At 53.4% G+C, this 15,918-nt stretch carries 8 protein-coding genes; all 8 read right to left on the bottom strand.

What is annotated here, in order from left to right; genetic code table 11:
* Positions 1 to 38: 38 nt before the first annotated feature.
* The 8 genes from H9S92_RS08785 to H9S92_RS08750 all read right to left on the bottom strand — a co-directional run bounded on the left by H9S92_RS08785 (position 39) and on the right by H9S92_RS08750 (position 15,911).
* Positions 39 to 3,044 (bottom strand): SusC/RagA family TonB-linked outer membrane protein, encoded by a 3,006-nt coding sequence (locus H9S92_RS08785; RefSeq protein ID WP_187466343.1) that lies wholly within the window; start codon positions 3,042 to 3,044, stop codon positions 39 to 41.
* A 29-nt stretch (positions 3,045 to 3,073) separates the two neighbouring features.
* Complete coding sequence (locus tag H9S92_RS08780) at positions 3,074 to 4,849, bottom strand: RagB/SusD family nutrient uptake outer membrane protein (RefSeq protein WP_187466342.1); 1,776 nt, start codon at positions 4,847 to 4,849, stop codon at positions 3,074 to 3,076.
* Between the two features lie 7 nt (positions 4,850 to 4,856).
* Entirely contained in the window at positions 4,857 to 8,027 is a 3,171-nt protein-coding gene (locus H9S92_RS08775; RefSeq protein WP_187466341.1) for a SusC/RagA family TonB-linked outer membrane protein, read from the bottom strand.
* Positions 8,028 to 8,685: 658 nt separating this feature from the next.
* Positions 8,686 to 10,185 (bottom strand): glycoside hydrolase family 27 protein, encoded by a 1,500-nt coding sequence (locus H9S92_RS08770; RefSeq protein WP_187466340.1) that lies wholly within the window; start codon positions 10,183 to 10,185, stop codon positions 8,686 to 8,688.
* A 102-nt stretch (positions 10,186 to 10,287) separates the two neighbouring features.
* Positions 10,288 to 11,811 (bottom strand): arylsulfatase, encoded by a 1,524-nt coding sequence (locus H9S92_RS08765; RefSeq protein ID WP_222936034.1) that lies wholly within the window; start codon positions 11,809 to 11,811, stop codon positions 10,288 to 10,290.
* Between the two features lie 6 nt (positions 11,812 to 11,817).
* Positions 11,818 to 12,903, bottom strand: a complete 1,086-nt coding sequence (locus tag H9S92_RS08760; RefSeq protein ID WP_187466339.1) for an alpha-amylase family protein — start codon at positions 12,901 to 12,903, stop codon at positions 11,818 to 11,820.
* A gap of 233 nt (positions 12,904 to 13,136) precedes the next feature.
* On the bottom strand, positions 13,137 to 14,684 hold the full coding sequence (locus H9S92_RS08755; RefSeq protein WP_187466338.1) for a sulfatase-like hydrolase/transferase: 1,548 nt from the start codon (positions 14,682 to 14,684) through the stop codon (positions 13,137 to 13,139).
* An 81-nt stretch (positions 14,685 to 14,765) separates the two neighbouring features.
* Positions 14,766 to 15,911 carry a glycoside hydrolase family protein gene (locus tag H9S92_RS08750; protein ID WP_187466337.1) on the bottom strand — a complete coding sequence of 382 codons (1,146 nt, stop codon included), beginning with the start codon at positions 15,909 to 15,911 and terminating at the stop codon, positions 14,766 to 14,768.
* Positions 15,912 to 15,918 lie beyond the last annotated feature (7 nt).

Genomic DNA, 15,918 nt, shown 5'->3' with positions numbered 1-15,918 from the left:
GCGGAGCGTTTGATTTCCCCGCCTCCGGGAAGGAGTGGTTAGAACGAGGCGATAATTCCCGCGGCATAGGTTCGCGTCTGGGGTGCGGTACCTATGTTCAGTTCCCTTTCTTCCAGCGCATCAGCGATGGTGAATAGATTGGCCGCCCGCAGGTAAATGGTCGCCGTCTGCATACCGTTGAAAAGTTGGGGAAGGCTATAACTCAGTTGCACCCGCCGAAGATTGAAAAAGCCGTTATCGTACAGCCACTGGGTAGAGTTGCGGAAGTTGTTGGGGTTATTGCGTGAAGACAGCCGAGGGTAGGTGGCCGTAGCAGCCGTTTCTGGCGTCCAGCGATCCAGCACTTCGGTGGAATATTTGCGGTCACCAAATACCCAGTAATAAGGGTTGTTGAAGTAACGATCACCGCCCGTTTGTCCCAACCCTTGTACGAAGAGGGTAAAGCCTCCGTATCCCAAACGCAGGTTCAATCCATACTGGAAGCGCGCGCTGGCATTGCCGATGATTTCCTGATCGTCCTGATTAATGATGCCGTCGTTGTTCAGGTCCCGGTACTTGATGTCACCGGGTTGTACTTCGCCGAAGGTTTGCACGGCGTGGTTGTCAATATCTTCCTGGTTGGCAAAAAAGCCTTCGGAGACGTAGCCAAAAATGGCGTCAGTGGGCTGGCCTTGCCGGCGGCGGTAATCAGGCAGTCCGTCCGATTCGTTCACAATCAAAGCTTTGGGCGTAGCATAAACGAGGTTGACCCCCAGGCTGTACGTGAACTTCCCAACCTTATTCTCCCAGTTAGCGCCCAGTTCCAGGCCACTATCCAGGTAACTTTCAAAGTTCTCCAGAGGAGTAAAGTCATCACCTCCCAAGAGGCCTGGGTAGGTCTGGGTCAGGCGGGTAATCTGGTCACTTGATTGAGACCGGAAATAGTTGGTTTCCAGCCACAGGGACTTGCCCAGTTTGGCCTCAAAACCGATGTTCAGCTCCTTGCGCTTAATCCAGCCCAGGCCTTCGTTTCCGGAGGTCAGGTTGAGGATATTGTTAAAAAATACGCCGTCGTTGTAGAAAAAGTTCCCTCCTTGCGTGAACGAGGTCCGGTACAGGTAAAAATCCTCCACGCCCTGGTCGGTATTGATGATGCCCCAGCTAGCGTTTAATTTCAGGTAGTCAAATACTTTACTCTCCGCGAGGAACTTTTCTTCCGATAACACCCAGGATGCGCCGAGGCTAGGAGAAAATGCCCAGCGGTTTTCTTCGATGAAGCGGGGTGAGCCAGCGTAGGTGCCCACGGCCTCGAAGATGTACTTATCGGCTATCGCATAGTTGGCGCGCAGACCAAAATGGAGGTTCTTCTGAAACTGAAGTTCATCTCTGGTGCTGAATTCATCGCGGTAGGCCAGCGCCGTCAGTTTCAGGCGGTTGGGGCCTCCATTGAGTCGGTGTTCGTAATCAATCACTCCGTAGGTTCCGAGGCGACGGGAGAAGCCGATATCGTTGTTGTTAATAATTTGGTCATCACTGCGCACATCATTGCCCAAGCGCTGGTAATTAGTGACGGGATTCCCCAAAGAATCGGTCCCTTGGAAGGACTGGTACACGGCGTAATCATTCGTCTGGTTTACCACAAACGAATTAATGAAGTCAAAAGAAAGATAAGCCTTGGCCGTCAGGCCGGGTGTAATTCCCGAAAGATCAAAGTCGAGGCCAGAGTTGATCTGAACCACCCGGTCGGTAGTTTCGCGAAAACCATTCAGGACCAACTCTCCGTAGACATTCTGGTCAGGAAACTCGTTGGTACCGCCGAGCACAAAATTCCCGTTCACTAGGGTGGCTGAAGGCAACAGGTTTTCCCCAATTTGGTCAGCGGGAATGAGTAAGGGGAATGCGTCTGGACGGACGGTACTGGCCAGGCTCCAGAAGTCTCCTCCGCTGTAGCGCGGATTGCGATCAAACTGGATTACGGCAACACCATCCAAGCCAAAACTAAGCCAGTCGTTCAACTTGTAATCTACATTTCCACGGACGTTAAATCGGTTGGATTTTTCGTTTATTCCTTCGCCGATGTTCAGGAAACTGCCAATGCGGTTCCAGCCGAGATTAAGGTAGTAACGCGCATTATTGTTTCCTCCGGAAGCTTCCATAATGATTTTATGGAAGGGGTTCATATCACTCAAAAAGGTGCTGTTGAAGTAATCCTGGTCTGGATTGAGTACCGGGTTGGTGCCTGCGCGGGTTGCATCGATCTGGGCCTGGGTATAGCGGGGGGCTTCTCCGTCGTTGGCCAGGGCCTCGTTAAAAAGGGACATGTAATCCGCTGAGCCCAGGTAATCCGGGAAGCTGATGGCACTTAGAAAGCCCGTCTCTGCTGTGATGTTCATCCGGCGCTCAAAGGGCTGGCCACGCTTGGTTGTAACGTAGATCAATCCTCGTTCGGCTTGGGAACCGTAAAGCGCCCGCGCGGTAATTCCCCGCAAGACGGAGATTTGGTCAATTTCCTGAAGATTAAGCGAACTGGCGGGGCGGGGAATACCGTCGACAATGACCACGCCCTCTCCGAGGCCCCGAATATTTCCTCCACCGAATAGACCAGGGACGCGGGCAGTCAGGATACCATTAAAATTTTGTTCGTTGTCGTAGGCCAAAATGTCCTCAATGTTCAGCGTTGTAACTCCACCCACGATGTGCCGTTTTTTAAAACTACCAAAGGGGAGTTTAACTTTATCTTCCTCACTGAGCTGAAAAGGGAGTCTTTCCAGCGAAATGACTGGGCTGGCGGCTACGTCGGATACCTGGATTTGTTGGCTCGCAAATCCACTGGAGGCAACGCGTAAAATATCCGTAGGCTTGGCTTTGATCGTAAAGTTACCGGAATCATCAGTAGTGACCACAATGGAACCTTCTGCGGTGGAAACAGAAGCCCCGGCTACTGGCTCGGCATTAATGGATAATACGCGAGCGGTAACGGTCGTGAGGTTTTTCTGGGCAAAAGTCAGGCTGGGTAGCAACAATAATGCTACTGCTAACTTAAGCCATTTAATATTGAAAAGCATGAAATTAAGTTTGATCAGGTGAGTAGCGGTTACCAGCCCGGGTTTTGTCCAAATTCGAGATAAAGTTGCGTCTGCGAGCGAGGGATGGGCATCCAGTAATGCCTGGGATTTTCAAAAACGCGCTCGGCCACTACCTGACGGGTAAAGGAGGTCCAGTTGCGATCAAAGACCAGGTCGACGTAAGGCTTGTATTCTGGCAGATGAGCCACGTTCCAACGGCGAATGTCACTAAACCACTGGCCTTCAAAGCATAGTTCTACCCAGCGTTCATTTCGAATCAGTTCTCGGAAGCTCTCGTATCCGGTCGCCGCCGCAGTAACGGGGGGCATTCCAGCTCGGGCCCGAACGATGTTTACCGCATCAACGGCCGTGAGATTTGCTCCTTCAGCTCTGCCCGTGGCTCCACTTGCCTCATTTACGGCTTCGGCGTAAATCAAATAGATTTCCGCTAAGCGCAAGTGAGGGGTTACGTAGCGGTATTCGCTCCAGGCCTGGTCGCGGTTGTTGACCCCCACGGGCCAGAATTTATGGCAGACGTAGGGGGTAATGATGGAGGAGTTGTCATCCATTCCCCCCGTAAAAAATTCGAGGGTGGTAATTGGGAGGATGCCCGCTACATCCCGGTCCACATAAATTGCATTGCGGAAGCGAGGGTCGCGGTCGTCCCACCGGCGCGCATTGTCTTGGTCGTATTCCGTGCGGTAAATACTGCCGTCACGCATTTCAAAACGATCAACGTAGAGTTGATTTACCGTTTCGCAAATGTTGTTCCCACCCAAGCGGCCGGGAGTCATCAGGCGGCCATGCTTATTGAGGTGTTCCCCTTCCCCCTTCTCCGGTCTTACCTTTTGAAAAATGGTTTCTTTAGACCAAGGGATAAGACCGTCATTGCGGGCAAACATGAGGTTGTACTCATTAAACGGCGTTAAACTGTACACCCCACGGTTCGCGATTTGGATCACTTCCCAAGCAGCTTCGGCCGCCCTTTCCATGTACTGCTGGTCAAAGTCGGTCGGCCCATTGGAAAAGCGGTTCATCAGTGGGCTCCCCGCGTACAAAAGGGTCTTTGCCTTAAAGCCCAAGGCTGCCCCCCGGGTAATACGCCCGGCGTTACCCCCGCCGAATTGGGCACCGACGGCAGTTTGGTTCCAATCTTCAGGTAATAAGTCAGCGGCCATGTCTAAATCGGCCACAATGCGCTCGGCCATCTCGTGCCACGTTAAACGGGGCAACTGGAGATCATCGGCGGGAAGCAAGTACTGGTCTACGTAGGGCATGCCTCCGTAGTAACGGCCTAATTCAAAATGAAACCAGCCACGGAAAAAGTGGGCCTGCCCGGCAATCAGGTCCTTTTCTTCCTGCGTGGCGTCCGTCAATTGGTCCAGGCGGGCTAAGGCCAGGTTCGCAATGCGAATGCCTCGCCAAGAATCTACCCAAATGCCACTATCATTATTCCCAATTTTGTTTTTTTCCGTACTCCAGAAATTGGATTGAAGAATGGGGGTATTACCCCCACCTATCCACCCTTCGTAACCGCCCAGCCGGGCCCGGTCTCCGGAACTCCACCCTTGCGCCGCAATTATTTCCCCGCCAATATTCATACTGGTGGTCAACGCGTGGCTGTTGTAATCAATGATCAAGCTGTACATGGGCTCGATAAAGCCTTGGAAGTTTTCAAAGGTGCCAAAAACATCCTCTTCCGAGACGACCTGGCCAGAGGTGCGGTCAAGATAATCTTTGCAGGAATGCAGCAATAAAAAGACCCCCAAAATACAGCTGGTCAGTAGAATTTTACTTTTCATCATTTGCCGTTTAAAAGGTTATGTTAATGCCCGTATTGACCCGACGCATCAGCGGATAATCCCGATTAGTGAGACGGGGCACGTCACGATCCTCCAGGATATTGGACCACATGTACAGGTTGTTCCCGGAAAGGAAAATACGCGTCGCGGAAACACCTAGCCGATCCAGAAAAGCTGGGCTCAGGGTGTACCCCAGCTCTACGTTCTGCAGCTTTAAATAAGACTTATCGTCTACCCAACGCTCCCCCGATCCAGAGCCATTCGAGTTAAACCTTAAGTGAGGAAGGGTAGCTTCGGCCTCGCTAATACCGCGCTCCGGAGACCAGGTATCGGTCTCGTGGATGCCGTAAATCAGTGGGTTATTACCAAAAAATTCAAAGTAGTTGAGGTTGTAGTTGACGTTAAAGGCACCATAGAATTGCACTTGAGCGGAAAAACCTTTCCACGTGGCACCAAGTACCAGCCCGTAAGTGTACTGCGGCCGTGAAGGATAGCCGAAAGGAACCACGTCGTTCTGGTCAATAAACCCATCGGCGTTATAGTCAATCAGCCTCCGGTCTCCGGGCAGGCGCTGCACATTGTCCCGGCCCATTACTCCGGTGTACAGCTCATCCCAGCTGGTGACAATACCTGGTTGGTTGAGGAAGCTACGGGTCTGCCCAATCTGATAACCGGCCAATTGCTGGTAAGCAGGAGTCAATTCCGGGTCTTCCCGGAACAGTACTTCGTCCCGTGCATACCCGATGTTGGCAGAAATTTGGTAACCAATACCTTTCAGGCTGGCTTTACTATACTTGAGTTGCATCTCGTAGCCTTGGCTTCGGACGCGCCCCAAGTTGACTCCCACGGGCTCCGCACCAAATACAATGGGTACATTGCGATCGCTGGCTTCGAGAAAAATATTCGTTCGGTCTTCACGGAATACATCCGCGATGAATTGGAGGTTAGAGTTAAACAAACCAACTTCCACCCCGAAATTTTGCTTAACCGCTTCTTCCCACTGAATGATGGGGTTCGGGATGATGCCCTCGTACCGCCAGGGGTAAGGACTGGGGACAAGAAAAGGAGAGCCAAATTGCCAATTGATATTGGTAATGTCAAAACCACCCAAGTACAACTCCCGGGCAATTACGTCGCGCCCCCCATCATCACCAACTAGGCCGTAAGAATAACGGAACTTTAGTTTGTTGACTACCTTGGTCAACGGTTGGAAGAATTTCTCCTGAGAAACCACCCAACCCGCAGCTACCGAGGGGAAAAAGCCAAACCGGAAATCGCGGGCAAATTTGTCCGAACCGTTGTAAGCTCCGTTTGCCTCAAACAAGTAACGGTTGTCGTAGGCGTAAGTGATCCGGCTGACCCAGTCTTCCCGGTAACTCGTAAATTCGGAGCCAAGAGTGTTCTCCTGCCGATTCACCAAGCCCAGGGCCGAAATATCGTGAGCCCCAAAAGATCCCGCCCAGTTCAACGAGAATTGGTAAAACAAGGAACGGCTCAGGCGATTCTTAGCCGCATCGTTGATCTGCTCAGGGAAAACGATAAACGGTTCCTCCACGTACTCATACCCCGTATTGCTCTCCGCCGGAATAACCAAATTTTCGTAGTCCGCGACGATTTCCCGGAGCTGATCTTCGGTAACGTTTACATTAAACCGGGGGTCATTAATAAACTGGGGAGAAATATATTTTCGAATGGGCTCCGAATCCGTAATGCGCCGTCCCCGGTTCCGGAAAAGGTTGTCAAAAGCAACGCGGGCCCCAAATTTCAAACCTGGAACTAACGCATCCAGTTTTTGCTCCAGGATAAAGTCGGTATTGACTTCTACCCGATCCTCGCGATCCACTCCCCCAAAGTTGATTAAAAAGACCGAGTTGTCAAAACGATCAAACTCTTCCAAAATAGAATAAGTGCCATCCTCAAACTGTAGAGGTGCCGTAGGGGGCAGTCCATAAACACCGCTCCAGAACTCAAATTTATTGCCGTCAGGACGTTGCTGCTGCCCATAATACCCCGCCAGGTTTACTTTAAATGTAGTAGAAGGGGTAATGGTAAAGTCTAGGTTGGAGCGGAAATTAAAACGATCGTACTGAAAACTAGGATCGTAGCCCTGGCCCAAGTCTTCCGTTCTCAGTATATCCCCCTCCCGCAGGTAGGCAAGAGAACCGTAGTAGCGGACAAAATCTGTACCACCCGTTACGTCAAGATTATACTTTTGGTTGTGGGCGAAATCATTCGTCATTTCATCGTACCAATCGACATCCGGAAAGATGTTCGGAAAACGCTGGCTTTCGTAAAGCCCGATGATGGGTTCCGGGGTATAAAAGCTCCAACTCGATGGATTAATTGCAACCTCATGCAACACCGCCTGGTTTTGCAGGCGCAGAGCCTGAGGAGAACCCAATGCACGGTGAATACGGGAAATGGAGCTAAAGGACTGCGTGGTTTCGAACGACAGTACCGATTTTCCTTTGGCCCCCCGTTTGGTGGTGATGAGGATAACGCCATTGGCCCCCTTCACCCCAAATACCGCAGTTGCGGAGGCATCTTTCAGGACGGACATCGATTCCACCTGCTTGGGGTCGATGTCGGCCATGCTTCGTTCTACGCCGTCTACCAGAATAAGCGGCCCACCGTTGCCGTTCCAGCTGGAAAGGCCCCGGATCAGGATCTGGGTTCCACTGTCGTCACCTTCGTCGCTAAATCCCCCACCGCCAGGGATGCCAGAACCTTGCAAGGTAACCACCCCCGGCAACAATCCCGTCAGGGCATTTCGCAGGTCAGAGCCCCCTGTCTTTTGCTGCAACTCCTCCCCGTCGGTCTGCACAATGGAGCCTACAACGCTTTCGGCCTTTTGCTCACCGTAGCCCACTACCACCACTTCGGTTAATAGCTCAGCTTCTTCCACTAAGAGAACATCCATTCGGCCCGATAGGGGAACCGCTTGGTCTAAAGTCCGGTGTCCCGTGTAAGAGAACCGGAGGGTGTCACCTGCCTGGGCTGTTAGGGTGAAGTTGCCGGCAAAATCAGTTACCGTACCAGTGCCCGTACGCTTCAGCAGAACGGTAACGCCAATGAGGCCACCCCCTTCACTCTCGGAGCTTACCTGACCTTCCACGGTAATCTGGCCACAAGCAATGCCCACACTCAGGAATAGCAGACAACAAGTCAGCAATTGTTTCATAAACTAGTGATTTTGTATTTTAAAAACAGCTATCCAGCAATACGGCCTCTTTCAACAACCAAGGGGCAAATCCCAGGCCCAAGACAGGTAAGCGATCCTTCAGGAAGACCTTGCCAAACCTGGGCCACCGGGAAGTCCGACTACGGAAATGTGAGATGATCTGTTGTGAATTGCATGGATCGATTTAAGAAAACGTAAGCTTAGGTGTCAAGTCTTCCAAGGATAGAACCAACAGCCCGAAACTGAAGATGTCCTCCCTGGTTACTGTGCAAATCTGCTGTAAGGAACTACCAGTTTTTGGCTCTTTTGTCCCGATTCGTTGCTCGTTTGTGCCAAATCGGTACCAAGCACAGCGCATTTTGATCGTCATCCCTATCGCTGGGGGGCAAAGATTGTCTCAGCCAAAGCTAGTAGCGCTATTCCGTGGATTTGGGGTGCTTACCCGCCTCAGCGTGTGACTTATACCGTGAGCGTCACCCCATTCCGATCAATCGTGGCCCTTGACTTACCGATCAGCGCAACTAATGGGGGCGGATGAAACTCTGGTTTAGCCAAGTTTCCTTCCGCCCCGTTAAGTAGTAGCCTCTTAGTGTCGGTTTCAAACCCTCTGGGCGCCAAGTTTTGCGGTTAAGCCGCCCGGCATTGGCCCACCGGGGCATCACTTTTTCTTCCCTTCCATTTCTTGGCCAGTCTTGGGCGCGGCCGTGTAGCCCCCCTTTTGCTGCTGAAGGCGAAAAATGGCCGCACCGTGGGAAGGGATGCGCTCCGTTAATACGCCCTCGATCGTTCCACGGTCTTGGCGGGCCCATAGGTCGCGGGCCAGATGTTGCCCACGGATACCTTCCATTTCTAGGTTAAGGCTAATTTCCCGCTCTTGCTCGTCCAAGTTGAACAAGGCCACGTAGCGATCCCCCGTTTCTGGGTCACTGGCCACCCAAATCGCCTGTTCTTTATGCTTTATGAGCTGACGGTTATCACTGGAATGTTGGTTGACCGCCAAGATTTCAGGGTTTTGCAATAGTGCAATGGCTTCCTTTGGGGAGGATAGTAAATCGCCTCCCATCATCAAGGGGGAGCGGGCAATAGACCACAGGGTCATCATTGTTTTTTGCTCAGCCTCCGTGAAATTCGTGTTCCGCTCCGGCCCGTGCGGTCGATCGTCCAAACTAAGCCGTCCCAGTGTCAACATATCGCCGTCTGGCCACGTGCCCTGCCCGATGAAGGGGGACCAGGCGTTAAAGAGCTCAAAATTGTGCTCTAATTTATCCCAGTCGTCCCAAAAGTCCGCCGAGATTCTCCAAAGGTTAGCGTTCTCCATCAAGTGCTTAGCCCTGGAAAGCGGGGCCTCCCCACAACTCAAACTTAGGACCATGGGCCGACCGCACTGGTCAATGGCCTTACGGATCATTTCGATCTCCCCCGCGTGGTAAGGAGGGTACATCATATCATCAGCCTTGATGTAGTCTACCCCCCATTCTGCATAGAGCTCAAAAAGGCTATTGTAATAAGCCTGGCTACCGGGCTTTGACGCATCTACTCCCCACATGTGGTTCATCCAGTTGCATGTGTCAAAGGGCTCCGCTATATCGGCCGCAGTATAAGTCGTTCCTTTAATGGGCAGTTGCTGAAAGGCTGCGTAGCGCGGGACGCCCCGCATGATGTGGAGACCAAATTTCAGGCCTTTACTGTGGATATAATCCCCAATTGCCTTGAATCCAACACCATTGGCAGCCGATGGAAAGCGGTCTGGGTGGGGCATCAAGCGCCCGTAGGCATCCATATGAATGTATTCCGGGTGCAGCGGGAGACCTGGCGCTTCGTACCGGATATTGGGGTGCCCCTTACGACGGGGAGTATCCCAGTTCCCGGGCTCAGGGTGCCACCATACGTAGTCCATCACAACGTATTCCCACCCGAATTCTTTCAGGTGTTCCGCCATGAAGTCCGCATGCGCCAAGAATTCTTCCTCATTAATGCGGCAGTCATAGGCATCGAAACTGTTCCAACCCATCGGAGGCGTAGGGGCATAACTCGTGAAGTCTGCTTTCGCCCCCTGAGGGATTTCATTGCTCAACTTGTTAGCATCCGTAGTATGCGCACACCCACACAGCAAATAAGTTAGGAGCAGTATGGCCCCTATTGTTTTGATGATATTCATTAACTACATATTTATTCAAAAATTAATACTCGCCTCCTGGCAGGCGGAAGACCAAACTGCTGCCTGGTGGGAATTTGATCGCTGACCACCAGAGACAAGCACTTAAAAGGCCGTTTCCGCATCGCGCTCCATTGCGAAAAGAGAGACCCCCTCAATGGGTACGTGCTCGGTGCCCAGGATGCTGTCCATCCGCGCTGCTACGCCAGGGTAATCCATAATGAGATTTTGCGTTTCGCCGAGGTCTTTGCTGAGGTCATACAGTTCCTGGGTGATGGGCTGCTCGGGGTCCCGCACATTGAGCTTTACGTATTTCCAGTCGCCTTCCCGGAGGGCTTGCTTCCCTCCTTGTTCGTAAAACTCCCAGTACAGCCAACGGTGTTTGCGTTGTTCATCTGCCTTTCCGGTTAGGGTGGGCAGAAACGAAATACCATCCACTCCAGCCGGTACTTCCGTCCCGGCCAGTTCACAGAACGTGGGTAAGAAGTCCCAAGACGCGCAAGGCATATCACTGGTGGAACCAGCTGCCACTTTTCCCGGGTACTTGACAATCATGGGAACCCGGATGCCTCCTTCGTAAAGATCACGCTTACTCCCCCGTAAAGGACCGTTGCTATCAAAAAAGTCTACCCGATGCCCCCCTTCTTGGTGGGGCCCGTTATCGCTGACGAATACCACCATCGTGTTTTCCGTTAGCCCGAGTTCCGCCAGTCTTTGTTCCACTAAGCCCACGGTCTGGTCGAGGAGCGTAATCATGGTGGCGAAGCCTTTTTCGGGGTTGGGCCAATCGTGCTCTCCGTAGGTGCCGTAATCCGCTACCAACTTGCCGTCCATCTGTACCATCGGTACCTCCTGCCCGTCCCCCAATACGTAACCCGCTTCGTTGTTCGTGTGCGGCATATTTAATGCCAGGTAGAGGAAAAAGGGCTTGTCTTTATTGTCTTCGATAAAGCCCAGCGCCTGTTTTTCAAACTCTCCCAGTACGTAGGTCCCTTTCTCGCGGGCCACGCCCGTTCCCTCGGGGAGCCCTTGCGGGTGTTGCTTGCTAAAGTCATAACCGTCGTCATTAACGTTACCCGCCAGCGCTACTTTCTCCGCATTCTCGTAGAGAAATTCCGGGTAGAAATTATGAGCGTGCCACATATTGATGTAACCGTAAGCATGGTCGAAACCATTGCGCGCCGGGTCGTCTGGTGCCGGCGGGTGCCCCACCCCCCATTTACCCACTACGGCGGAAGTGTAGCCCGCCTTACCGAGCGCTTCGGCAATCGTTACTTCTTCATCCTTAAGCAATTGCGGCGCGGGCTGGTTGCCCCGCACCGAAACGTGACCCGGATGTTTTCCCGTCAGCAAACTGGCCCGGGATGGCGCACAGACGGTACTGCCCGCATAGTGCTGCGTAAACCGCATCCCCCCTTGGGCCAATCGGTCAATGTGGTGCGTTTGCAAAATCTGCTGCCCGAAGCAACCCAAGTCTCCGTAACCAAGGTCGTCCACTACGATCAGTACGATGTTGGGAGGCTGCGCACCGGCCGCCTGTTTCCCTTGGGAGGAAAAGGAACTACCTTCCCCGCATCCCACAAACAGCATACAGAGGAAGGCAATTCGAAAAAAATTAAAGTCGATCATAATTTTTTATTGCAGAAATATGTCTCCATCGCGTGGAGCTACCGTAAAGGTTTTCGCCGTGCTGCCGGTAGCAACGCTTCGCCGCGGCTCCGGAAATTGGACGCTCACTGGCTCATTTTCGTAAGGGTTATACACCACCGTGCCATGGCTGAACTCCCGGCTAAAAGCACCATCCTCCCGATCTACCCGGGGGCCAGTCGGCAGCCCCAGGTCAGCATCCCAGAAGTCATACCAGTCGTGTAAGTGATCCGGCGTTTTTAATGGGTTAGGGTCTCCGAAAAGGACGTAGCCATCAGAGTGGGTCAGGCCCAACGTAGTGGTCGCACGCATTCTGCTCAGGTCATCACGGTCTCCCCAAACTTCCAGGCAGTTGTAGGTGGGCTTGCGCAAATGCTCCTCAAACCAAAGCAAAGCCTGCCGGGTGCGCTCCCAGTTTCGGCCATTGCTCTTGCTGATGCTGGTATCATCAACGGGGTTTAACTCCATGAAGGATCCGTTGATATAGTCCTTGTATTTTTCCCCGTCCTCAATATCATCGTGGATATTGACAATGATGATGCCGTCTTCTCCGATGTGCTCTCGCACGGATTTTACCACCTCCAGGTCACCACTCCAATCCAGCATCACCCCATCGTAAATGCCGCTTTCCAGGGCTACCCGGGCTTGCTCCCCTACGTTTTTGATGAAGTCAGGGTGCATGTAATCCAAGAGGTAAAAAGGCACCCAGCCTCCCAGCCAGCCTTTCTTGATCTCACCATCTTCCCGCAGCCAAAAGGGGCTGTCCTCTGGCAAAAAGCTGCTCGGCGCATCCCGCCACCGGATCTCGAAGAGAATTTTCATGTTGGGGTTTAGGGCCAAAAGCTTGGCCCGGTTTTTCTTAGCCTTCTCCAGGCTCGCGGGATCAAAAGTTCTGGCCAGGCCAGCGTATTCCCCCGCCCACTCCAGGCCGATCACCAAGTCTACTTTTTCGCCCAGCTGGCTCAGGGGTTCCTCCCATAACAAGTCGTGCTTCGCCGCTAAGGCCAGGCGTTCTTCAAGCGTCCGCTGCGGATATTTCTCCGGCATGTCGATGCCGTACCAGGCTTGAAACACGCTAGGAAAATCACGTAAAGGAGCTTCTTCGGCCTGTACCGCACTGGCCCCAGGCGCCATTTCAGCGGGTCCACTACTTGAACAGGTCGTGAAGAGGGAAAGCAACAAGCCTAGCCAAGAAAAAAATTTGAGGTTTCTATGCATGATCATCTGAGTTGCTCAAACATAGCTGGGGCAGGCGTCCCGGATTTAGCGATTTTACCCGTCGGTTTAGCTAATTCGTTCACGCGCCCTCATTTTCGTTCCCAGGGCATTCGCGCCATACGATTGGGGCGGTACCGGGGAATTATTTGCCCGGTTTTTTCCGCCAGCGCAATTTTAGCCTGGTAGTCTTCGGCCCGCTCCCCAGGGTTCCAGTACCAAGGGTGGTCTTGGTGGACGGTATCCAGGTATTGGCTTAGTTCGGCCGCCACCGCCGGGTAAACGCCAGCCAAATCAAAAGCACACGCTTGGTCTTCTTCCGGCAGGTACACCTCCAGCGCCGCCGCAGGGTGGGCCCGCCACCCAAACCACGCGCCTTTGCGCACCGACTGCTCGTTGTTCTTGTAGAAATAAAAAGGACGCTCCTCCGGAAAAGTCCCCGCCCCCCCACCGAGCAAGGGCTGCAAGGCCACTCCATCCAAATCAGCGGGCACTTCCCCACCTGCCAACCGGACGAAAGTGGGGTACAAATCCACCAGCCAAACCGGCGTACTCACCACCCGGCTTTCTAACTGCCCGGGCATACTGACGAAGAAGGGCACCCGCATGCCGCCCTCGCGAACCGAAAACTTACCACCCAGAAACGGCCCCTTATTCAGCAACCAGGGGTCATCCGGCCAATACTGCTCCCCCGCCACATCCTGCTTCGGGTTGTGCATCGAGTACCCGTTGTCACTGGCAAATACAATCACCGTATTATCGTAAGTCCCCGTTGCTTTGAGTTGCGCTATGAGACGCCCAACGCTCTCGTCCAGGCGCTGCACCATCGCCCCCCATTCCCGCGAATTAATGTCCATCTCTTCCCGCGTACTAAATGCCCTTAGGTCGTCAACAATCGACGGGCCGTGGGGTAAATTGGTCGTAAAAAACAGGAAAAAGGGCCGGTCCTTATTCTCTTCAATGAACGCCGCCGCCTTTTGGTCCATCAAATCCGGTGCGTAGGTCGCGCCCGGGCGTTCGAGGTATTCCAGCTTTCCACTGGCGTTGTACATCTCCGCAAACGAAGCCTTGTTTTCCGTACCCTTTTTCGCGTAGAGGGTCTCCAGGGGGAAAGCATCGTTTCCGCGCAAAGGCAAGGTTTCTTCGTTTTCAAATAATTCCAACGGGAAATAAGAATGCGCCTCGTAGTGACTTAAGTAACCAAAGTGGTAATCGAAACCCTGCCGCAGCGGTTCCCCGGTGCTGCCCCGGTAGCCAACGCCCCATTTGCCCACCACCCCGGTGCGGTAGCCGGCTTGCTGTAATTTTTCGGCAAAGGTGTTACTTCCCGCCGGCAGGGGTTCAAAGCCCCGCGCGCTGGAATTGATCCGGATGGGGCCCCGCCCCACGTGTTTGCCCGTAAGCAGGCAACCCCGGGAGGGCGCACACTCCGGCGCAGCGGTGTAGGCCTGCGTGAAGCGCGTCGATCGCCGTACCAAGGCATCCAGGTGGGGCGTCGCGTAATTGCGCTGGCCGTAGGCGCTCAAGTCCCGAAAGCTCAAATCATCGGAAAAAATGAAGAGTATATTGGGTTGGGGCACCGAAATGTCGCGAGCAACAACGGAGGGCGCGGCCGCAGGTGCAGTGCAAGTTGTAAGCAAGGAAAGTAATATCGCCCCCCAGCAAAAGGGTAAGGCCAAGTAAGTTGATTTCATCCTGATTTTTTTTGTTGACCAATAACCCTACCGCCTACCCGCTTCGCTGCTGGCTTGTACCGATCCGGCCGCCGTCGGGCGAAAGCAGGACGGCAAGGCGTATTCCCCTACCAGACTCCCCGTAATGGGGCGGAGTACAGGGGCCTTATCCTCGATCCATTCCCCCGCTTCCAGGAATTGTACCTCGCTGTCTTCTATGTCCAGGGTGCTGTGGGCCAGGTCTCCCCCTTCCGGCATGGGACCGTAGAGCCGCTTCACCCGGATCGCGGACTGCGTAATCGCACCCGCCAGGTACTGGCCCGGCGACCTGAAGTTGATCAGGCTGGCATTAGGATTGTCTACCCGCATGTGCCGCAGGCGTAAAGTCACGGTCCCCTTTCCCTTTTGCCCGCCACCGATGACGGCATTGCCCGCCGAATGCCGACCGGAGTTGCCCTTCACCAGGATATTCAACATCGTGGCGCTGGCCCCATCGCTGTAGCCCCCCCACCCCAGCTGAATGGGGACAGCATTCTCTACCATATTAAAGGTACAGTTGGCCACCACCATTTCCGGAGCGTACACCTTCACGTTGTCATCACCAGTTTCAAAGTAACAATCCTCAATGAGGCTCCCTTGGCCAGCGGAAACACCGTCGCTGTGGTTTTGCGAGCCGCCACGCGTGTCAATGAAGTTCACCCCCGTAACCTCCGCTGGCTGCCGAAAAGCCCGAATACAAAAGGCCTTCGGGTCCACAATCGATAAGTTGCGCACCACCAGTCGCCCGCCAAAGGCCTGGATGGCCGAATAGTTATACACATCATTTATTCGCCCCGTGCCATTGTTGTCCTCCCAGTCCCGGATCGAAGTACCGTAGATAATGGACGTCCGACGATCCCGGCCAATGATCCGTACAGCCGCCTGCGTATGAAAAGCCGCATTGACCGTAACGCAGGAATCAATGATGATGGAGCGCACTTCGGGCGGCACGTTCCAGATGAAGTACCCAGCCCCTTCGCCAGTGTTCTTACTTCGGTTGGGGTTGTTCTTACCCGGAAAACAGAGAAAACCACTTGCCGTGATCGTGAGGGTCGCCAGCCCACTATCCCATTCCGTCTCCCCCGAATAATGACGCTGAAATTCGTCAACGCTTTCCGCCCGGAGGCCTTCGGCGACCATCAAAAACAACAGCATAATAACT

This window comes from Neolewinella lacunae (assembly GCF_014349155.1).
GTDB classification, from domain to species: Bacteria; Bacteroidota; Bacteroidia; order Chitinophagales; family Saprospiraceae; genus Neolewinella; species Neolewinella lacunae.
The sequence above is the reverse complement of the archived record's forward strand: the minus strand, read 5'-3'. Positions and strand labels throughout refer to the sequence as shown.